This is a genomic window from Faecalicatena contorta (genome assembly GCF_001404335.1).
GTDB classification, from domain to species: domain Bacteria; phylum Bacillota; class Clostridia; order Lachnospirales; family Lachnospiraceae; genus Faecalicatena; species Faecalicatena contortus_B.
In genome coordinates, this window is sequence record NZ_CYZU01000055.1 from 15,647 (window position 1) to 37,136 (window position 21,490).

Below are 21,490 nucleotides of genomic sequence, written 5' to 3' on the forward strand. Positions count from 1 at the left end.
TGCCCTGTTTTCCTCACGTCCGGGCAGTCATATTTTTTCAAGAATCCCAATTGATCTAATCGAATATTTGATAACTGAATTCCGTGCATGGATCTTTATTATTAGCGGGCTGATTCGGTAAAACGCGCTGTTTAAAAGAACAGCGGATATGACTACGTCCGTCATATCCGCTGCCTTACTCTTAGTGAAGCTCTTTTATTCCTGTACTGCGCCTTCCTCATCCTGTGCCGTACCGTCCTGCTGTCCGGTGTCTGCATTTCTCCCGTCGGAAGACGGCGCCATATTCTGCAGTTCTTCTCCGTTGAAAGAAAGTACTGTATTTGTCTTGTCGCCCTCTTTATACTCCACAGTTACTTCCTGCCCTACTTCATATTTTATAATATCTATGAAGTCCACTACTGACACATCAAAGATCTCATCTGAGCCCTCCAGCATTACGTAGTAGTGAGAATTACCGTCAATAACTCCCTGCGCTATTTTCGTAATCTTCGCAGTAATAGTCTCAATCTCACGGGTATCTTTTTCAACCTCTTTGATTCCGTTTTCATACATCAGGTTTGTATAGGCTGCCTCGCACGAACTTACCGTATCTCCGATTGCCACAATCTGATATTTCTGTACATTCACCATCGCATATTTTTTAACCAGCCCCGCATCATCTTTTAGGGCGATAAAATAAGTCGGTTCTCCGGAAATATTCAAAAGAAGCGGGAAGGTTGCCCTATACTTCAGGTTCTGTACCTGTCCTTCCGCCGAGGACATCGCAGAGTCTTCTGTTGCGCCCTCAATGCCATAAAACTTTGTCTCCATTGTACGTTGGTTCATAAGGACAAAACCTACGTTGGACTGGTCCCCGCTGACAGAAGTCACACCAGTGTATACCCACACATCATCGTCGATTGCCAGATAGTTATAACCGGTTGTTGTCTTCAGACAGTCCTTTTGCCCCAGAATGCTGTTAAAATAGCCGTGTTTTAATGATCCGTAATAGTCATACAGTTCCACAAGCAGATCAGCCGAGTAGGCCCTGTCTATCCATTCCGGCGCATCTTCTATCTTATAGTCCTTTGTCTCTCCCGTAATGGCATTGCACAACACGACGCGGCCGATGGTAGTTCCGCCGAAAAGGCCGATGTTGAACTTCTTCACCGGGCAGATCCAATATGGAACTCCGTCATCATCAATCTCAAAACTGAGATCATTAAAAATATACGTCGGATACTTAAATCTAAGATGGCGGTAAATGTTTCTGTTAAAGTGATCGCTTGTCGTATACTTCATGCCCTCTTTCAGCTTTACAAGTTCCGTATTCTGCGTTGCCATATCAATTTTTATATATGCCGGAATCCCTTCCTTCTGGTTTGTAAGCCATTTAATCACGCTCGCATAACGCAGCGGTGAAACTCTGACCGGCTGATCCTGATAATTAATCTGGCTGTACAGATCATCCACCTCGAACTGAGATACCATATCCACCATGCTGCCCATTTTACGATTGCCCAGGATTGCAGCAGAATCCCTGTCCAGAAGCGGAATCTGGTCAAAAGATAATTCCTCGATATCTTTGGTGAACTCGCCGTCTTTTACATCCAGAAGTTTCTGATACTTCTTCGCATTTACAATTGGTGAAGATAGCAATGTGCCAATCAAATAAGCCGCTACCACTACCACCAGGATTCCCAAAATGATTTTTACACCTTTCGAGTTTTTCAGCTCATATCGGTTAAGCTTCTTCCTTCTGATGTAAATCAAGGCAGCAATAATAATTATCACAATAAAAAACATCCAGAAATCTGAGGAGTGGATATTGATTGCCGGCAGCGTTACATAATAATAAATCGCAGCAAGCAATATGATTCCTATCACAGCCAACAGTTTTACTTTCCCTTTTTTCATACATTACCCTTTCTGTCTTTCTTCCTTAAGTCTTTAAGTACTCTCCGGCATGTTGCCAAAGTTCTGTCAGTTTCCAAGATTTATTAGAACCTCCTTCTCCAAAGATCCGGAGAAAGAAGCAGAAGATACGGGAATATCTCCAATCTTCCTATCAGCATATCCAGGCAGAACACAATTTTGGACAGAGGTGAAAAGCCAGAAAAGTTTTCAATCGGCCCCACCTGCGCCAGCCCAGGCCCTACATTATTCAGCGTCGTCAATACGGAACTGAATGTCGTCGTAAAATCGTAGTCATTGATGGAAACCAGCAATACAGATAACATCATTATCAGGATATAACAAATAAAGTAAATATATACGCCGTGCATGGTATCTCTTCCCACTTTTTTCCCGTTTATCTGCACAATCGTAACGGACTTGGGATGCAGCATTCTTCTGATCTCCTGCTTTACGCTCTTCATTAATATCAGAAAACGAGATACCTTGATCCCCCCTCCTGTAGAACCTGCACAGGCTCCGATCACCATCAGTCCCAACAGGATTACCTTTGACAATTCGGGCCACTGGTCAAAATTGGCCGTACAGAATCCCGTCGTCGTAATGATCGCACCTACCTGGAAGGAGGCATATCGAAATGCATGCACAATATTGCCGTACATACCCATGATATTCAGAGTAATAACCGCCATGGAGCCCAGAATTATGCCCAGATATCCACGGAGTTCTTCATTTTTCAGTGCGGCCTTCCAATTTTTCAGACGCAGCAGGAAATAGATATTGAAGTTCACTCCAAACAGAATCATAAATACCGTGATCACTCCGTCAATATATGCACTGTCGTAATAGGCGATACTTGCATTTCTATTTGAAAATCCGCCCGTTCCAGCCGTACTGAATGAATGGATCAGCGCATCATAAAAGCTCATTCCGCCAAAAAGCAGAAAAACTACTTCCGCTGCGGTCAGCACAAAGTACATGGAATACAAAATCTTAGCCGTACTTCTCGCCTTTGGCACAAGCTTGTCAGCCTCCGGTCCCGGCACTTCTGCACGCATCAGATGCATAGAACTCTCATCATCCAGAGAAGTCAGCATCATAACGAAAACCAGCACTCCCATACCGCCAATCCAGTGCGTCAGGCTCCGCCAAAAAGCCATTCCCATCGGCAGGGCCTCAATGTCTGTCAATATGGTTGACCCTGTTGTAGTAAAACCGGACACGGTTTCAAAAAATGCGTCCAGATAATTCGGTATGCACCCTGATATGAAAAACGGCAACGCGCCGAATAATGACCACAATATCCAGGCAGAACCCACGATAACAAGTCCTTCTTTGCCGTAAATCAGCTTATTGCCCGGTTTTTTCCGTCCAAATACCAGGAATATGATGAGAAGTACTGCGCTTACCATCAAAAATGATAATCCGCTTTTTTCTCCATATAAAAAAGCAACCGCTGCCGGAAGCAGGAGAAGCGCACCTTCCACCCCCAGCATCTTACCTATTATGAAAGTTGTCATTCTATAATTCATTGATCTGCACCTACAGCAAAATATCCTGGATATCCTGGATATGTTTTTCCATTGTAATGATAATAACGCTGTCTCCTACCTGAATGCAGTCATCACCGTTAGGTATAATAATTTTGCGCTTTCTCGCAATGCATGCAATCAGATTGTTCACCTTCAGTGACAGATCCTTTAATGGAATGCCCGTATAGCTTGTCTGAGATTTCACTATAAATTCGAGAGCCTCCACTTTTCCGTCAACCAATTGGTACATCGTTTCCACATTCGCGCTTCCCTGAGAGTTCCTGCGGGCACGCACATAGCTGAGAATTGCATCCGCCGTAGCAGCCTTGGCTGACACGATACTGTCGATGCCAAATTCCTGTATCATTCTGGCTCTTCTGTCTTCATTTACCTTGACAATAATCTTGGAAACACCCTGGCTCTTTGCAAAGAGCGACATAATGATATTTTCTTCATCCATCCCCGTTAGGGCGATCAGTGCGTCCGCATCCTGTATCCCCTCTTCGATCAGCAGGTCATGGTCGGTAGCATCCCCGTTTATGACCGTAGCCTTGGGAAGAAGTTCACACAGATTTTCACACTTATTTTCGTCTATTTCGATGATCTTAACCTGCATCCCAATCTTGCAGAGCTGTGTGGCAAGATAGTAACTGACACGCCCGCCGCCACAGATAATTACCTTTTTAATCTTTTCTTTTCTCTGACCCAGCAGTTTGAAGAACAGCTCGATCTCCATGTGAGAAGCAGCTATGTGCAGCCTGTCCCCGGCTCGCAGCACATAATCACCATCAGGAATAAAGACTTCCTCCTCCCGCTCTACCGCGCAGACAAGAAGCTTAATCTGAAATCTATTATACATATCCGCCAATGACATCCCAATCAGGCAGCTCTTTTCCAGCAGAGGAAGTTCAATCAGTTCCACTCTTCCCTTGACAAACGTGTCTACCTTACTTGCATCCGGGAATAATAAGAGCCTGACAATCTCCCCCGCCACAGCCAGTTCCGGGTTCACCGCCATGCTCAGATGTAAGTCCTCTTTTAATATATCAATCTGCTGATAATATATTGGGTTACGCACCCTAGCTATGGTATGCCTTGCCCCCAATCGTCTTGCAATCAGACAACTCAGCATATTACATTCATCTGTGGAAGTACACGCAATCACAAGATCTGTATGCGGAACATCTGCTTCCTTCTGAACAGCCACACTTCCACCGTCTCCGGTAACGCAAAAAATATCCAGCCTGTCAATCGCGGCACGCAGCTTTTTCTCATTGCTGTCAATCATAATAACGTCATAATTTTCCGCGGAGAGTTGTTTCGCCAGCTTATAGCCGACTTTTCCATCCCCAATAATGACTATCTTCATTCGTCTGCCCTCAACTTCATTACTTATTATATTTTGGTCATTTTTCTATAATGGCAGAGCAATTATAGCACTTTTAACTGCAAACTACAATCGTTTTCCAGATTTCTTAACAAATTTCAAATTACCGGGTGCGCAAGGGGGGATTTAGGCGGGTATGGGGACGCTTTGGGGAATTGGAATATGCCTCTCTCGGGTGCGGTATCAGGGCATAAATGCCGCTAATCAAAACCGGGGGAGGCGGATTATGCTGAACTGGTGGGACTGCAATTGTTTGGGAAGGAAAAGTACGTATGCTGATTTCGGAAGCCTTAAGAGTGCCTTAGAAGTTCTTGTAGCGGAAAAGCCGCATCTTATGGAGGAAAATTGATTCCGAATCAATTTTCCAGAGCGTATTCACTTAGAAAGCATCGGCTTTCTAAGTGAATACGCTCGGTTCCATAAGATGCGGCTTTTTTACTGCCAGAACTTCTTGGCTAAGCAGCTGATTTCCAAAATCAGCAGACTCCTTCCCGCCTCCTACTCTTCAGCTCTTGCTGCGATTTCTTTTTCCTGTACGTCGGATGGCGCCTGCTCATATCTTGCGAATTCGTAAGCATAGGTTCCACGGCCACCTGTCATGGAACGGAGTACTGTACAGTATCCGAATAATCCGGTCATTGGGATATCGGCCTCTATGACCTGTTTGCCGCCCGTGATCGGGTTCATCCCCAGCACGCGTCCACGTCTTTTGTTCAGGTCTCCCATGACATCACCTGTATATTCGTCCGGTACTGTAACCTTTAAGGAAGCGATTGGTTCTAAAAGTACCGGTCCTGCTTCCATAAATCCTTTCTTGAATGCCTGCACTGTTGCTGTCTTAAATGCCATCTCAGAGGAATCTACCGGATGGTAGGAACCATCGTAGAGAACTGCTTTTACTCCTACAACCGGGTAGCCTGCAAGCGGGCCTTTTCCAACGGAATCCTGAAGACCTTTTTCGACTGCCGGGAAGTAATTCTTCGGCACCGCTCCGCCGACTACTACTTCTTCGAATATATATGGTGTCTCCAGATCCCCTGACGGCTCAAATCTCATCTTAACATGTCCATACTGTCCGTGTCCGCCTGACTGTTTCTTATACTTAGTATCCACGTCAGAATTCTTGCGGATTGTCTCCCGGAATGCAACCTTTGGCATCTCCAGTATAATCTCAACTTTGTATCTGTTCGCGAGCTTGCTAGCCGTGATCTCCAGATGCTGGTCCCCCATACCATAAAGTAAAGACTGACGGTTTTCGCTGTCATTTACTGCCTTCAGTGTCATATCCTCGGCCATCATCTTAGCCAGTGCCTGTGACACTTTATCATCATCCCCTTTGTTCTTTACGGAATACTTCATATATGTATACGGGATGGAGAAGTCTGTCTTAGCGTAGGAAACCTGCGTTGCTTTTGTAGAAAGAGTGTCTCCTGTCCTTGTATTGGACAGCTTTGCAATTGCTCCGATGTCTCCTGCAAACAGTTCGGTAACTTCGGATGGTTTATTTCCGCAAATCGTATAGAGCTTGCCCGGCTTCTCTTCTGCGTCCGTATCTGCATTGAAAAGAATATCGTCTCCCTTTAATACGCCGGAGCACACTTTAATCAAAGAATATTTTCCAATAAAAGGATCGACCATTGTCTTAAACACATAGGCTGTCTTTGCTTTTGAGAAATCATAATTCGCCTCAAATATGTCATTGGTCGTTCTGTTAATTCCTGCACAGCTTCTTTTATCCGGGCTCGGGAAGAACCTGACAATATCAGAAAGGAGATTGGCAACACCCTGCGCCTGAAGATTGGAACCCATTCCTACCGGAACAATATCTCCGTCCATAACTTCCGTACGCATAGCTGCCCGGATCTCTTCAACAGAAAACTCTTCCCCTGAAAAATACCGTTCCATGAAATCTTCACTTGTCTCTGCTACTGCTTCCATCAGGGAGTCTCTCAGTATCTCAAGGTTCGCCTTGCAGTATTCGGGAATCTCGCATTCTTCTCTCTGTCCAATCCCAGTATATCTTCTGCCTGCGTTCTTAATCACATTGATATAGCCAACCAGCTTTTCATTCTCGCGGATCGGCTGGAAGTGCGGAGCTATCTTTTTGCCGTATCTCGCTGTCAGATCCTCTACAACCTGACGGAAACTGGCGTCATCCACATCCATCTCAGTCACATAGATCATACGCGGAAGATTGTACTTATCGCATAATTCCCACGCCTTCTCCGTCCCAACCTGTACACCTGCTTTACCGGAAACTACAATTACCGCTGCATCTGCTGCACTGACTGCCTCCTCAACTTCCCCGACAAAGTCAAAATATCCCGGCGTGTCCAGAATATTAATCTTGGCCTTTTCCCACTCAATAGGAATCAGAGATGTGCTGATAGAAAAACCACGCTTCTGCTCTTCTTTATCAAAATCACTGACCGTATTATTGTCTGAAATCTTACCCATTCGGTTTGTTGCCCCTGATACATACAACATTGCCTCTGCAAGGCTCGTCTTGCCACTCCCGCCGTGGCCAAGCAATACTACGTTTCTAATCTCGTCTGTTCTGTAAACCTTCATGCTGCTGCCTCCTTGTGTGTCGTTATTATGTGCATGGTTTCTATCATACTCGCCGTGCACACGTATTATGTGTATATTGTACTAAAAAACTAAGACCATTACAACTCCTTTATGAATTTTTAACAAAGAATTTAGGGGGAATGGGCGGGAAATTTTGGATGAAGGGCCGCATCCAGGCAATCCCATTCCCCTTCCCCGTACGCTGGGTTCATCCAATTTTTACAGGGCAATTCCCAGGGGGATTCTTCCGGGGGCAGCGTATTTGATCTGCTGGGCGGATATTTTTGTGCTGTGGTTGGGGATGATATTTATACGCAAGGCCTGCTTCATCTTATTATTTATTCGCTGCAGCAGTAATATCCACTTTTTTATTTTCTTTGAAGCCTGCCATGCATACTCCCCTACCAGCCAGTCCCATCCGCTGCTCCCCTCCCGCCTTAGGGCCCCCAGCATGCCAGGGGCCGTTTGCTGCAGTGCATTATTCCCGGCCCGTGCAATGTGCGGCTCCAGGGGGACGTCTGCCGGTTTTGTGGGCATAGAATAAGCTTAGAAGCGCTTAATGCCGTACCGGAGGATTTTATGGATGGGAGCTGGCTTCCAGGCCGGCTCCCAAGCGGGGTCTGATCCGTGCAATCATCAGATTGCACGGTGAATCCCCGTGGTTCCATAAAATCCTGCGGTACGGCATTTAGCGCTTCTTAGCGAATGGGCAGCCCGCAAAACCGGCAGACGTCCCCCTGGAGCCGCACATTGCACGGGTCGGGAATAGCACTGCAGCAAACGGCCTCCTGGCAGGCGGACCCCCCTCCTTTTTATTTACTTTTTGGGGAGGAGGTGTTAAACTGTTTTTGTATTTGATTTTACTGAAAGGAATGAATCACCATGACTAAAAAGATTGGCTTCATCGGCCTCGGCCTGATTGGCGGCTCTATCGCTAAGGCTGTCAGGCAGTACTATCCTGATTATGAACTGCTGGCCTTTGACAAAAGTAAGGAGACACTGGCTCTGGCAGTCCAGGAAGGCACTATCCAGACTTCCTGTTCTTCGATTGATGAGAACTTCAGAGGGTGCAGTTACATTTTTCTCTGTGCCCCTATTTCCTATAATACCGCATATCTTACGCAGTTGAAGGAGTATATCCATCCGGACTGTATTCTGACTGATGTGGGGAGTGTAAAGACTTCGATTCATGAAGAGATTATACGGCTGGGGCTGGAAGATAATTTTATTGGGGGGCATCCTATGGCAGGCTCCGAGAAAAGCGGATTCGTGAACTCAAAACCTGTGCTGATTGAAAATGCCTATTATATTCTGACACCTTCTTCCAGGGTTCCGAAAGAAAAGGTTGCAGAATATAAAAGTTTTGTGGAGTCCCTGAAGGCGCTTCCTATTATACTGGATTATAAGGAGCATGATTATGTTACAGGAACGATCAGCCATCTTCCTCATATTATCGCGTCCAGTCTGGTCAATTTTGTCAGGGATACGGATACGGAAGACGAACTTATGAAAAACCTGGCCGCAGGAGGTTTTAAGGATATTACCAGAATTGCTTCTTCCTCTCCTGTGATGTGGCAGCAGATCTGCCTGAAAAACCAGAAAAATATTTCCCGGATCCTGGGGGATTATATTGAAGTACTGAAACAGGCGAAGGAGTCCGTGGATGAAGGCTCAGAAAACGACCTGTTTTCCCTGTTCGAATCCTCCAAAGACTATCGGGATTCCATGCCCAACAGTTCCGCCGGGCCTATCAAAAAGCGCTTTGCGGTCTACTGTGATATCATCGATGAGGCCGGAGGAATCGCCACGATTGCAACCATACTGGCCAGCAATAATATCAGTATCAAAAATATCGGTATTGTACATAACCGTGAATTTGAAGAAGGCGTTCTGCGCATCGAATTTTACGACGAAAGTTCTTCTGCCAAGGCGGCTGAACTGCTGAAAAAATACCGTTATATCGTCTACGAAGTGTAATTTGCATAAGAGAAAGGATTTTTAAAGATATGGAATTAACAAATATTACGGGATTAAAAGGAGAAGTGACCATTCCCGGAGACAAATCTATTTCCCACCGCTGTGTTATGTTCGGCTCCATCGCGAAGGGAATCACCGAGATTCATAATTTTCTGGAAGGTGCCGATTGTCTGGCTACCATCGACTGTTTCCGGAAAATGGGGATTGATATTCGGCAGTCCGGGGACACCATTACGGTGCATGGGAAGGGTCTCCACGGTCTTTTAGCTCCTTCCGAGATCCTGGATGTGGGTAACAGCGGCACAACAACCCGGCTGATTTCCGGAATTCTGGCAGGACAGTCCTTTGATTCCAAACTTTCAGGTGATGAGTCCCTGAATTCCCGCCCCATGAAACGGATCATCGAACCGCTGACTCTGATGGGAGCAAATATTTCCAGCATCCTCCGCAATGGCTGTGCACCGCTGTATATTTCAAAAGGGAACCTCCATGGCATTCACTATGAATCTCCCGTTGCATCCGCACAGGTTAAATCCTGTGTCCTGCTTGCAGGACTGTATGCGGACGGCGAAACTTCTGTGACGGAGCCAAGCCTGTCCCGCAATCATACGGAACTGATGCTTGCCGAATTCGGAGCAGATATCTCCACGACTCATGATCTCAGCAGTACGAAAGCGACAGCTTTACTCCGTCCATGTAAAGAACTCTACGGACGCACGATCACCGTACCGGGAGATATTTCATCTGCGGCCTATTTTATCGCGGCGGGGCTGCTGGTACCGAATTCGGAGATTCTGATTAAAAACACCGGCATCAATCCAACACGTGCCGGCATCCTGAAGGTTTGTGAAGATATGGGCGCAGATATCACGCTCTTAAATGAACGCACTGAAAGCGGCGAGAAAATTGCCGACATTCTGGTTCGTACAAGCCGTCTTCACGGTACCACGGTAGAAGGCGATATCATTCCCACACTGATCGATGAGATCCCGGTCATTGCGGTCATGGCCTCCATGGCGGAAGGCACTACGATTATCCGTGATGCTGCAGAGCTCAAGGTCAAAGAAACCGACAGAATCGAGACTGTCACCGACAATCTCAAGGCAATGGGATGCGATGTAACGCCGACCTCGGACGGCATGATCATAGAGGGTGGGAAACCGCTTCACGGAGCAACGATCCACACCCTTCTGGATCACAGGATTGCTATGGCATTCAGTATTGCAGCTCTTGTAGCAGAAGGCAATACGAATATACTGGACAGCCGCTGTGTGGATGTGTCCTACCCGACCTTCTACGATTCTTTTGAACAATTACTCTAAAATTGCATCTGCACATAACAAAAAAACCGGGCCATGCAGTCACTGAGACTGAATGGCCCGGTTTTTTTACACCGCAAATGCTTCACCGGGATCCTCTCCGCTATTCGCTTTCCGCTTAATGACTCTGCTCAATCTCCTCCAGCAGCTCGCGCACTGTCTTCCCGTTTCCAGGATGATGCTTATATGGCGCAATCTCATGAAGGGGCTTCAACACGAAATCACGTTTATGCATCTCCACGTGTGGGATACAAAGTGTATCTGTCTCCACAATCAGATCATCGTAAAAGATAATATCCAAATCCAGGGTTCTTGGCCCCCAGTGTATCACGCGCTCCCGCCCAGCATGCGCTTCGATCTTATGCAGCTCCTCCAAAAGTTCCTCCGGCGTTCGCAGCGTCCGCAGCTCCAGGCAGCCGTTCAGGAAATCATCCTGATCTGTCATGCCGTACGGCGGGGTAACAAGCCAGCCGGAGGTTTTCACTACCCGGCAGTCCTCTCTTCGATCCAGCTCTTTGACCGCAGCATTCAGATAGCCTTCCTTATCCCCCATGTTAGATCCCAACGCAATATATGCGGTATGCCATTGCCTGGTAATCCTGACTGACACGTATTCCACCGGAAGGCCCACCGGAGCCCACGGCTTTTTCACTTCCAGCTCTACCTTCTCCAAATGTGCAGTATGCAAAAGAAGCTCTTCTGCCAGGCACTCCGCGGCCCGTTCAATCAGCTTATAAGTATTCTTCTTCATAAAAGTATCCATAAACTGGCTGACCTCACCGTAATGGATTGAAGCCTTCAGGTCATCTGTCTTTCCGGCACGCCTGGTGTCCGTATAAAGAACCGCTGAAATCAAAAACTTTTGCCCCAGCACATTTTCCTCCGGAAATACGCCGTGATTTGCAAATATCTCCAGATTTTCTATCTTAATCTGATCCATAATCCCGTCCCTCTACATATCGTTTTCCCAAAGGGGTCAGACCCCTTTGCAGTCATGTTCCCTCATAATGGCTTCTGTCATCTGAATAGCCCGTTTGTTTCCCTTCACATCGTGCACTCGCACAAAGGCGCACCCGCTTAGTATCCCAAGCACGGTGGTTACGAGGGTTCCCTCTTCCCGCTGTCCGGCCGGCAGATCCAGTGTCAGGCCGATTACGGACTTTCTGGAGGTTCCCAGCAAAATAGGGTACTCCAAGAATTTAAGACGGTTCAATTCCTTGATGATTTCCAGATTCATCTCATACGTTTTTCCAAAGCCGACCCCCGGATCCAGTATGATCTTGTCTTTTGCAATGCCGGCCTTTCTTGCTATATCAACACTTTCCTGCAGATCCATCAGAACCTCCGGCAGAAAATTGACGTATTTTGCTTTCTCCCGGTTGTGCATCAGACAACACGCTGTCTGACTTTCAGCGATTACGTCCGCCATCCCGGCATCATATTTGAGCCCCCAGACATCATTCACAAGTGCGGCTCCGGCCTGAACGGCAGCTTTTGCAACGCTGCTCTTGTAAGTATCGATGGAAATGGGTGTGTCAAACTCCTGCTTCAGCCTTTCAATCACGGGCACGACCCGCTCGGTCTCTTCTTCCTCCGTAATCTGGATATGCCCCGGACGAGTCGACTCTCCGCCCACATCCAGAATATCCGCACCGTCACGCACCAATTCCTGTGCATGCAGAAGCGCCTTGTCCAGATCATTGTATTTTCCACCGTCGGAAAATGAATCCGGCGTCACGTTCAGAATCCCCATGATATAGGTATGATGTTCCGTGTCAAACTCCCTGCTGCCTATTCTCATCTCTTATACCAGTCCTTTCACCATTTTATCTCCATATTCTTCTTACCGCTGCTCCAGTTACACTCCTTCTCCGCAGGGCATGCATAACATGCTCTGGACAATTTATCACTTTCATATAAAAGCCTGCCAAGCACAGACTGATTCTCACTGTCCCGTCTGTGCTCCATAATTGCCTGAAGAATCATCTGTCTTTCTTCTCCTGTAAATGTATCCGTATCCTCCAGTATCTTTTCTGCCGTCTCTTTTCCGGCGGTCTCGTGCGGTATGCCTTCCGTATACTGGCTGGCCTTGCCGATATCATGCAGAATTGCCGCCGCATAGATCACCTCTTTCTTCAACCCCAGACCGTTCTCCAGACTCCGGATATAAGCGATCCGGGCCACATCCAGCAGATGCGGCATCTGATGCCTGCAGAACTGCCGGTCCCGTTCCAATTCCTCTAACCTCTTGCAGCAGCTTAGATACAGAGGATGCTTTCTGATCAATTCGATCTCTTTCATAGACAATCCCCCTATCCTTTATCTGATCATCTGGAAAAACAGATTGGTCAGCTCTGGATCCTCCAGAAACACGCCTCTCTTAACTACCGTCACGGTCTGGCTCCCCGGCTTTTTTATTCCCCGCATTGTCATGCACATATGTTCCGCCTCAATCATCACAAGTACTCCCTTTGGCTTCAGATGCTCCATCAAGGCATCTGCAATCTGCCCCGTCAGCTGCTCCTGGATCTGAAGCCTTCTGGCAAATGCTTCTACGGTTCTGGCAAGTTTGCTTAAGCCAACCACCTTTCCATCGGGAATATATGCAATATGGGCCTTTCCATAAAAGGGAAGAAGATGATGCTCACAAGTAGAATAAAAGGTAATGTCTTTTTCCATTACGATTTCGTTATTCTCTACGTGAAATGTCTTTTTCAGATGTTCTGCCGCATCTTCGTCCATCCCGCCGTATATTTCCTCATACATACGGGCAATACGCTCCGGAGTCTCCTTTAAGCCTTCTCTTCCGGTGTCTTCCCCGATCCCTTCCAGAAGAAGCTTTACCGCCTGTTTTATCTTTTCCTGATCTATCATAACTTCTCTCCCATATCCTCAGCCAATTCCATAACCTGTCCCAGATAGGACAGCGAACCAAAAGCCAGTACTACGTCGTCTTTTTTAGCAGAAGCACATGCTTCCCTCACAGCCTCTTCTATCCCGGATGCCTCTTCTACCTCCACACAGTATGGCAGCAATGCCTGCTTTAATTCATCCGCGCCCAGCGTCCTGCTCTGATCCGGCAGTTCGACAGTATATATCTTGTCCGCCAGAGGTCCCATGATCTCTGCTATCTTGCCATATTCCTTATCCCGGAATACTCCCATAATAAATATTATACGCCTGCCGGGGAAATACTGTATCAAAGACTCCCGCAGTTTCAACGCTGCCTCCTCATTATGCGCCCCGTCCACAATTACCAGAGGATTCCTGGCAACACAGGTCAGCCGTCCGGGCCACGTTGTTTTCGCAAAACCTTCTGTTACGGCCTGCCTTGAGATCGCATATCCACTGTTTCTAAGCGTCCGGATAACCCCAAGAACTGTAACGGCATTCTCAATCTGGTATCTGCCTGCCAGCGAGATTTTAATGTTTTCCCACTCCCGGTAGGAAAACCGCTGTCCATCCCAGTTTTCTTCTATCACTACCGCCTCCCTGGGATACACAACCTCCATGCCGCATTTCAGCTCCCGGGCCTTTCCGCCGAGTACCGCCATCACTTCCGGCTTCTGCAGCGATGTGACAACCGTACAGCCAGGCTTTATAATTCCCGCCTTATTTGCCGCAATCTCCTCCAGAGTTTCGCCCAGAAATCCCATGTGATCCCTGCTGATGGATGCGAATACGGCAAGCTCCGTATTCTTCACAATATTCGTCGCATCCAGCAGGCCGCCCAGCCCGGTTTCTAAAACGACTAAGTCGCAGCGCTTCTCTCTGAAATACAAAAAAGCTACTGCCGTCTCTGCCTCAAAAACGGTGGGGCTGGCCTCACCTCTGGCTTCCATGCGTGCAATAGCTTTCTTAACTTCTTCCACTAATTCTGCGAACTCATCTTCCGGTATCCATTTTCCGTCTATCTGAATCCGTTCCAAATAGGAAACCACTGTTGGTGATACATATCTGCCGGTTCTGTACCCTGCCTCACTTAAAATTGTTGAAGTGTATGCAAGCACAGATCCCTTGCCATTCGTTCCTGCAATATGTATGAACTTCAAGTCATCCTGAGGATTCCCAAGTTCACGCAACAGACCTCGAATCGTATCCAAGCCAAGTACACTTCCGTATTTCGACACTTCGTCCAAATATACCCTTGCTTCTTTATAGGTCACGTTTCTCGTTTCCTTTCCCTATCTCTTCTATAATTATGTGATTTATTAGCCTACGCTGTAGAATCATGTATTCCACTGTTGTCAATCATAGCACTAAATGCATTTTATCACAAGAGAAATTTATTTCCCTGCTTTTCAAGTGCAGCGAGGTAGACGCTCGGTCTAAACAGTAACCAGCCGTCTCCCTTTCTCGTCATACCGGTACTGCCGAAGCGCATTTAACACCATCCCTACTCCAAAGAAGGTACCTGGCACCAGACATCCAGTATCTCCATCATATTTACCGGGCTGTGCTGCATGTTCTCCCGGTTTTTGGCATTTTCCGCATCCATCCATGCAAAAAAACCCGCGGGCAGTACGGACCATTCTTCCATATTTCTTTTAAACGCTTCCGAAAAATACTGTTTCTTTTGGAACACAGTCATAATTACCAACTGCACGCTGTTATCCAGCACAAAACCTTTATACGCCTCTTCCCCGCTCCAATAATTTTCAAACACATATTTCAGAAAAGACATCAGGCGTCCCACAATTTCATCCAGAAAGCCGGCCCCCGCACTCAGCGTCATCAAAGTCTGATGTCCGTTTTCGGCGTCTTCATCCACGTCCTGCAAATCATCTGCAAGCTGCAAAAAGAGCCCGAACCCCGTAAGGAACAGGATATCTTTTTCCTTCAGATACCCATCAATCAAGCACTGATCCACATAGATAGAAGCCCCGCCCTTATAAGCCGACATCTGCAGAAGCTCTTGTGCCGTTTTCTCCGTCTTTCCCTGCTGCTCCATACTTTTTATCTGGGCATCATAAATAGTCAGAAGAAAATCATATAGACCGCTGAATATTTTTCTTGGATAAATATCTTCGACCGAATCCACCATGTGGAAGACCTTCTGTTCCAGATCGTCTTCCGCCTCTGTTTTGAATCCGTTCAGTTTCTGCTCCAGCCTGCGGTTAAATGCAGCCTTTTCCTGTCTCGTTTTGTCACCGTCCAGAAAATTATCCGTATAAGGATAAAGCAGGCTGTACCCCCAGATCGCCTCATGGAACCACCTGTCAGAACCATCCGCAAGGCACAGCATAAAATATACAAAATAATTTCTCAGCGCTTGTCCAAGATCCTCCAGTACAAGCTCCCTGTCAAACACTCGTGTATGCCGGACAAAGGTTCTGGCCGCCTCTAAAAACCCGTTTCTTACATCGCCCGGCAGCTGTCCCAGCTGGAACATTACATCCTTATCCATAGCGTCAGACAGAACCTTCTCTGCCCTCTCCCGCCACATCTTCTGCCCCTGAATTGCCTGAGGAAAACTTTGCAAATGCCCGTTCAGCTTCCCCCAGACCTCCCTGCACCTTTTATCATTTTCAGCCTGCTCCTTCACAGAAATAGCACGGAACATCCCCGCCCCCGCTGCCGCAGGAGTTTTCTTCCAAACATCCGTCACGGTCTTCACCGCCGCAGCAATTCCATACCGATCATCCTCCCGAATCGTTTCCCAAGTGTCCATACTATGCCCTCCTGTAAAAAGCTGCAGCCGTTAACACGCTCCCTGTTCCCAATACTTCAAAAGTATACCACGATCCTTCACAAAAAACAACGAAAGGAATGGGACTATTATTATGAAGAAAAGAAGTGTAAATGAAAGGGATAGCCAGAAACCACCACGAATCCGACTTATCTATCTCCTGACTGTCCACGATATTTTCCTTAATCCTCCACTATCGTCCCCCTCCTCGACCTTCCGCCATGAATCCCCTTCCGAACAGCCACTAAAAGGTAAGGAGAGCGCCCGCCTCTTTGGGCTGCGGGATGCGGCGCGGGGCGGGATTTCTTCTGGTGATTGCGGATGCCTAGTACAGCAGTGCATTAATCTTTCAGTAATAAGTGCCTGATATCTGCGTCAGAGTTGTGCCTGCTTTCGCGACGGCGTAGGGGTTCCTACGTCTAGCGAAAGCAGGTACAGCTATGGCGTAGAGAGCAGGTGCTTATTGCTGAATTATTAGTGCAATGCTGTACTAGAGTGTGCCGTGTTTACGTTGGGATAAAATAGAAAAATCTGATGGACAGACTTTGCTTTACCAGGCAAAGTCTGAGGCGACTAAGGTCCCCAATTATCAAATTGGGGACCGCATGTCGCCGGTTCCATCAGATTTTTCTATTTTATCCCTACGTAAACTAGGCAAAACGGCCGGCATCCGCAAGCACCGGAAGACATCCCGCCCCGCGCCGCATCCCGCAGCCCAAAGAGGCGGACGCTCTCCTTACCGTCTCGTCAGCTGTAAGCTAATTCACCTCATTATGCAGCAGCTTATGTTCTTTTCCTTTTAATATGCCCTCATAAGCCGCCTCAACGATCGGATTCTGGTTTGAAAGTTTGATCTGTGCCATTGTGTCGATCTTATAAAGTCCTTCCAGTCTTGCTTTCTTTGTTCTTGGGCCGATCGGCACAGGCTGCCCGCCTCCGGCGATACACCCTCTCTTACAAGCCATCACTTCCACGAAATCATAGTGCACTTCTCCTGCTTTCATCTTCTCCAGTACTTCGGAGGCACATTGCAGACCATTCACAACAGCGATTTTAACTTCTCTTTCTCCCAGTTTTACCCTGGCTTCCTTGATGCCGTCTACGCCGCGCACTCCGGTGAAACTGATTGCTTCCAGGTCTTCCGCCTTATTGCTGTTAACAAGACGCCGCAGCACTGCTTCTGTCACACCTCCGGTAACCCCGAAGATTGCGCCTGCGCCGGATGCCAGTCCAAATGGCATATCCAGTGCTTCCGGCTTCACCTGTGCAAGATCGATTCCTGCTTCCTGGATCATACGGGTAACCTCTGTGGTTGTCAGCACATAATCCACGTTCTGCTCCCCGTCTGTAAAGTGCTCCGGTCTTGTGATCTCTGCCTTTTTTGCCGTACATGGCATAATCGAGATAACCATGGTCTTCCTGGTGTCTTCCGCCGCCTTCATGCGCGCCTCTTCCTTAATCAATGCACCGAACATCTCCTGCGGAGAACGGCAGGTGGAAATATTCTTCCTGAATTCAGGATATCTATTTTCACAGAACTTAACCCATGCCGGACAGCAGGATGTGAAAAGCGGAAGGTTTTCTCCTGATTCCAGGCGTTCCAGCAATTCTTTTGATTCTTCCATAACCGTCAGATCCGCGCCGAAATTGGTGTCATATACTTCGTCAAAACCGATACGGCGAAGAGCCGCTACAAGGCGTCCAAGCACATTTTCACCTTTTTTGATGCCGAACTTATCTCCCATAGCCACCCTGACCGCCGGGGCTATCTGTACCACCACGCGGACATTCTTGTCACTGAGCGCACGCCATACCGGATCTACATTCTGTTTAATCGTAATTGCACCTGTCGGACATACCGCGCGGCACTGTCCGCATCCTACACAATCCGTCTGTGACAAATCCTTGTTAAATGCCGGCGTCACCTGCATTTTGGAACCGCGGAATGCGAAATCCAATATGCCAAGGCCCTGAATCTCGTCGCAGGTTCTAACACAGTCACCGCACAGTATACACTTATTTGGATCCCTCACAACACACTCTGATGTCGTATCTTTCTCCAGCTGCTTTTTATTATTTTCAAACCTTACATCCATAATTCCAAGCTGTCTGGACAGCTTCTGCAGTGTACAGACTCCGTTTTTAGCACAGGTTGTACAGTCACGGCAATGGGATGCCAGAAGCAATTCGATAATCATCTTTCTGTGGTGCTGCAGCTTTGGCGTATTTGTATAAATTACCATTCCGTCCCTGGGTGTCTCTGAACAGGATGCAAATATCCTTCCTCTGTTATCCTCGACTACACACATACGGCAGGCGCCGTATGTAGACAGCTCCGAGTGATAGCAGAAAGTAGGAAGGTCAATCCCGGCTCTGCGGATGACGGAAAGAACATTCTTTTCATTCGTAAAGGCGACCCTTCTGTTGTTGATTGTCATATAACTCATGTTCGTTTCCTCCTACCCTTCAATATGTATCGCACCAAATGCACAGGCACTTTCACAAGCGCCGCACTTAATACATTTTTCATTATCAATGACATAAGGTTCTTTAATCTGTCCGCTGATCGCACCTACCGGACAGTTTCTCGCACATTTGGAACATCCCTTGCATCGTTCCGGGCTGATGATAAACTGCCGCATTGCGGTGCAGTTGTGGGATACGCATTTCTTTTCAACTACATGTTCCTCATACTCTTTTCTGAACAGCTTCAGCGTACTGATAACAGGCAGAGCCGCACTCTTGCCAAGACCGCACAGTGCAGTATCCGTAATCGTATCCGCGAGCTCCTCAAGCAGATCCAGATCCTCTAATTTTCCGTTTCCGGCCACGATTCTTTCCAGGATCTCCAGCATGCGCTTTGTGCCTTCCCTGCACGGAACGCATTTTCCGCAGCTTTCATTCTGCGTAAAGTTCATGAAAAACCTTGCGACCTCCACCATGCAGGTATGGTTATCCATTACAACCAGTCCGCCGGATCCAATCATTGCGCCCATCTTTTTCAAGGAATCGAAATCCAGATTAATATCCAGATGCGGCGTAATCAGGCAGCCGCCGGAGGGACCGCCGATCTGTACGGCCTTAAATTCTCCGTCCCCTTTGATTCCGCCGCCAATGTCATAAATAACTTCGCGGAGAGTAGTTCCCATGGGAACCTCGATCAGACCTGTATGCTTTACGCTTCCAGTGAGAGCAAACGCCTTGGTTCCGGGACTGCTCTCCGGCCCGATACTTTTAAACCATTCCGCGCCTTCGTTGATAATCATGGGAACATTTGCAAATGTTTCTACGTTATTCAGCACGGTCGGTTTCGCAAACAGACCCTGTTCTACCGTTCTTGGAGGCTTCACACGCGGCATACCGCGGTTTCCTTCTATTGAAGCTGTAAGAGCGCTGCCCTCCCCGCAGACGAAAGCTCCCGCTCCCCTGTTAATATGTAAACGGAAGGAAAAATCAGTACCCAGAATGTGATCTCCCAGCAGACCGCAATCTTCCGCCTGTGAGATCGCCAGTTTCAGACGGCTGATCGCCAGCGGATATTCGGCACGCACATAAATATAACCTTCGGAAGCACCAACAGCATAAGCAGCGATCATCATGCCTTCAATCATCTTATGCGGGTCTCCCTCCATAATGCTCCGGTCCATGAATGCACCCGGGTCTCCCTCGTCACCGTTACAGACAACATAACGTTCTTTTTCCTGCTGCTTCGCCACCTGTGACCATTTATAACCGGTCTGGAAGCCGCCGCCCCCGCGGCCGCGCAGATTAGATTCTGTAATTTCCTCAATCACTTCCTCCGGCTTCATATTGAACAGTGCCTTTTCAAGAGCCTGGTATCCGCCTGTGGAAATATACTCCTGGATATGCTCCGCATCAATATGCCCGCAATTTTTCAGAACATTTCTTGTCTGCTTTTTATAAAATGGAATCTCGTCCTGTTTCTGGTATTCAATGCCATCCTGTTTAAATAAAAGATGCCTGATGATCTCTCCTTTTTCAATCGTTCTATGGAATATCTCATCGCAGTCATCCAGCTGTACCTTTGTATACAGAATTCCCTGGGGTTCTATCCTCATCAGAGGTCCCATCTCGCAGAATCCATGGCATCCGCTCTTCTTAATGCCAAGTTCTCCATCCCCATGTGCGATCTCTTCCCCAAAATGTACTTCCACATCCGGATTTTCATCAACCAGCTCACACATTCTTCTGTAAATGTCACCGGAACCGCCTGCCAAACAGCCTGTCCCTGCACAAATCAGCACCCTGCATTTACTGTTTTCTATCTGTGCTTTCGAAGCTTCACGTACCTGTCCGAGAGCTTCTCTATTCTCAATTCTCTCCATATCTCTAAGCTCCTCTCAACTCGCGAATTAATTCAGCTGCTGCATCCGGCGTCATTGCCGGATAAACCTTATCATTCACCGTAAGCACCGGCGCCAGCCCGCAGGCCCCGAGACAGGAAACCGTTTCCAGAGTAAACAGCATATCGTCTGTTGTTGCTTTTTCGCTGGAAAGGCCCAGTTCGCTGTAGAGACGCTCCAGGATCGGAATCGATTTACGCACATGACAGGCTGTTCCATCACATACCTTGATGATGTACTTTCCTTTTGGCTCAAAAGAAAAATTCTCATAAAATGTTGCCACACTGTAAGCCTTTGCCTCATTAATGCCAAGCTTCCCTGCCACATAGCTCAAAAGCTCTGGCGGCAGATAACGGTATTCCGTCTGAATGTCCTGAATAATTGGAATCAGTGATGCCTGTTCCGCCCCATGTGACGCTATGATTTCATCTGCCTTGTCATAGTAGGTCTGATCTAACATGAGATACCTCCTTAAACTGCGTTTATAAGACTTCAAAATCCTTATAAACTGTACTTTTGTATGATATAGTTAAAATTTTATCAATCACTGTTTATTATATGGTAAATGTGGCTTTTAGGCAATAGTAAAATACACTTTTTCTCAATAAAATCGGGATTCAGTTGACAGGCTTCAGTCCTGTCGACGGATGGGGACGCTTCATGACAGGGAGGCCGGGGAGGCGCTGGGGCTGTATATGCCGTTGCGATATGCACCCATGCTGCTAAGTGATTCTAGAACACCCGATGCCGGATAGGCG

Annotated in this window: 15 protein-coding genes; 2 read left to right on the forward strand and 13 right to left on the reverse strand. The window is 47.4% G+C overall.

Annotated elements, in window-relative coordinates; translation table 11 throughout:
- Positions 1-195: 195 nt before the first annotated feature.
- The 4 genes from ARB69_RS20715 to ARB69_RS20730 form a co-directional block, all read right to left on the reverse strand.
- Positions 196-1,896 carry a CvpA family protein gene (locus tag ARB69_RS20715; RefSeq protein WP_242857647.1) on the reverse strand — a complete coding sequence of 567 codons (1,701 nt, stop codon included), beginning with the start codon at positions 1,894-1,896 and terminating at the stop codon, positions 196-198.
- Between the two features lie 83 nt (positions 1,897-1,979).
- Positions 1,980-3,425 (reverse strand): TrkH family potassium uptake protein, encoded by a 1,446-nt coding sequence (locus tag ARB69_RS20720; protein ID WP_050639876.1) that lies wholly within the window; start codon positions 3,423-3,425, stop codon positions 1,980-1,982.
- Between the two features lie 10 nt (positions 3,426-3,435).
- Complete coding sequence (gene trkA / locus ARB69_RS20725; RefSeq protein WP_050639875.1) at positions 3,436-4,794, reverse strand: Trk system potassium transporter TrkA; 1,359 nt, start codon at positions 4,792-4,794, stop codon at positions 3,436-3,438.
- Between the two features lie 516 nt (positions 4,795-5,310).
- Complete coding sequence (locus ARB69_RS20730) at positions 5,311-7,383, reverse strand: elongation factor G (protein ID WP_025657153.1); 2,073 nt, start codon at positions 7,381-7,383, stop codon at positions 5,311-5,313.
- Positions 7,384-8,265: 882 nt separating this feature from the next.
- Between ARB69_RS20730 and ARB69_RS20740 the strand changes: the two genes are divergently transcribed.
- Positions 8,266-9,360: a prephenate dehydrogenase gene (locus tag ARB69_RS20740; protein WP_055154896.1), complete on the forward strand. Its 1,095-nt coding sequence runs from the start codon at positions 8,266-8,268 to the stop codon at positions 9,358-9,360.
- Between the two features lie 29 nt (positions 9,361-9,389).
- Positions 9,390-10,682 carry a 3-phosphoshikimate 1-carboxyvinyltransferase gene (gene aroA, locus ARB69_RS20745; RefSeq protein WP_055154897.1) on the forward strand — a complete coding sequence of 431 codons (1,293 nt, stop codon included), beginning with the start codon at positions 9,390-9,392 and terminating at the stop codon, positions 10,680-10,682.
- Between the two features lie 115 nt (positions 10,683-10,797).
- Here the strand turns inward: aroA and folK are convergent, their stop codons facing one another.
- The 9 genes from folK to ARB69_RS20790 form a co-directional block, all read right to left on the reverse strand.
- On the reverse strand, positions 10,798-11,619 hold the full coding sequence (folK, locus tag ARB69_RS20750) for a 2-amino-4-hydroxy-6-hydroxymethyldihydropteridine diphosphokinase (protein WP_055154898.1): 822 nt from the start codon (positions 11,617-11,619) through the stop codon (positions 10,798-10,800).
- Between the two features lie 36 nt (positions 11,620-11,655).
- The gene (gene folP, locus ARB69_RS20755; protein WP_050639869.1) at positions 11,656-12,480 is read right to left on the reverse strand and encodes a dihydropteroate synthase; all 825 of its coding nucleotides are present in this window, start codon (positions 12,478-12,480) and stop codon (positions 11,656-11,658) included.
- Between the two features lie 17 nt (positions 12,481-12,497).
- Positions 12,498-12,980, reverse strand: coding sequence for an HD domain-containing protein (locus ARB69_RS20760; protein WP_050639868.1), 483 nt, complete (start codon positions 12,978-12,980; stop codon positions 12,498-12,500).
- Positions 12,981-12,998: 18 nt separating this feature from the next.
- Positions 12,999-13,553 (reverse strand): GTP cyclohydrolase I FolE, encoded by a 555-nt coding sequence (gene folE / locus ARB69_RS20765; protein ID WP_055154899.1) that lies wholly within the window; start codon positions 13,551-13,553, stop codon positions 12,999-13,001.
- The gene (locus ARB69_RS20770; protein ID WP_055154900.1) at positions 13,550-14,845 is read right to left on the reverse strand and encodes a bifunctional folylpolyglutamate synthase/dihydrofolate synthase; all 1,296 of its coding nucleotides are present in this window, start codon (positions 14,843-14,845) and stop codon (positions 13,550-13,552) included. The genes folE and ARB69_RS20770 overlap by 4 nt, the downstream gene beginning before the upstream one ends.
- Before the next feature lie 230 nt (positions 14,846-15,075).
- Positions 15,076-16,350 carry a class 1 isoprenoid biosynthesis enzyme gene (locus tag ARB69_RS20775; protein ID WP_055154901.1) on the reverse strand — a complete coding sequence of 425 codons (1,275 nt, stop codon included), beginning with the start codon at positions 16,348-16,350 and terminating at the stop codon, positions 15,076-15,078.
- A 776-nt stretch (positions 16,351-17,126) separates the two neighbouring features.
- A complete protein-coding gene (locus ARB69_RS20780; RefSeq protein WP_050639864.1) occupies positions 17,127-18,815 on the reverse strand; it encodes a [FeFe] hydrogenase, group A in 1,689 nt (562 codons plus the stop codon).
- Between the two features lie 12 nt (positions 18,816-18,827).
- Positions 18,828-20,714: an NADH-quinone oxidoreductase subunit NuoF gene (nuoF, locus tag ARB69_RS20785; protein ID WP_050639863.1), complete on the reverse strand. Its 1,887-nt coding sequence runs from the start codon at positions 20,712-20,714 to the stop codon at positions 18,828-18,830.
- A 4-nt stretch (positions 20,715-20,718) separates the two neighbouring features.
- A complete protein-coding gene (locus ARB69_RS20790; RefSeq protein WP_025657141.1) occupies positions 20,719-21,192 on the reverse strand; it encodes a complex I 24 kDa subunit family protein in 474 nt (157 codons plus the stop codon).
- Between the last annotated feature and the right edge of the window lie 298 nt (positions 21,193-21,490).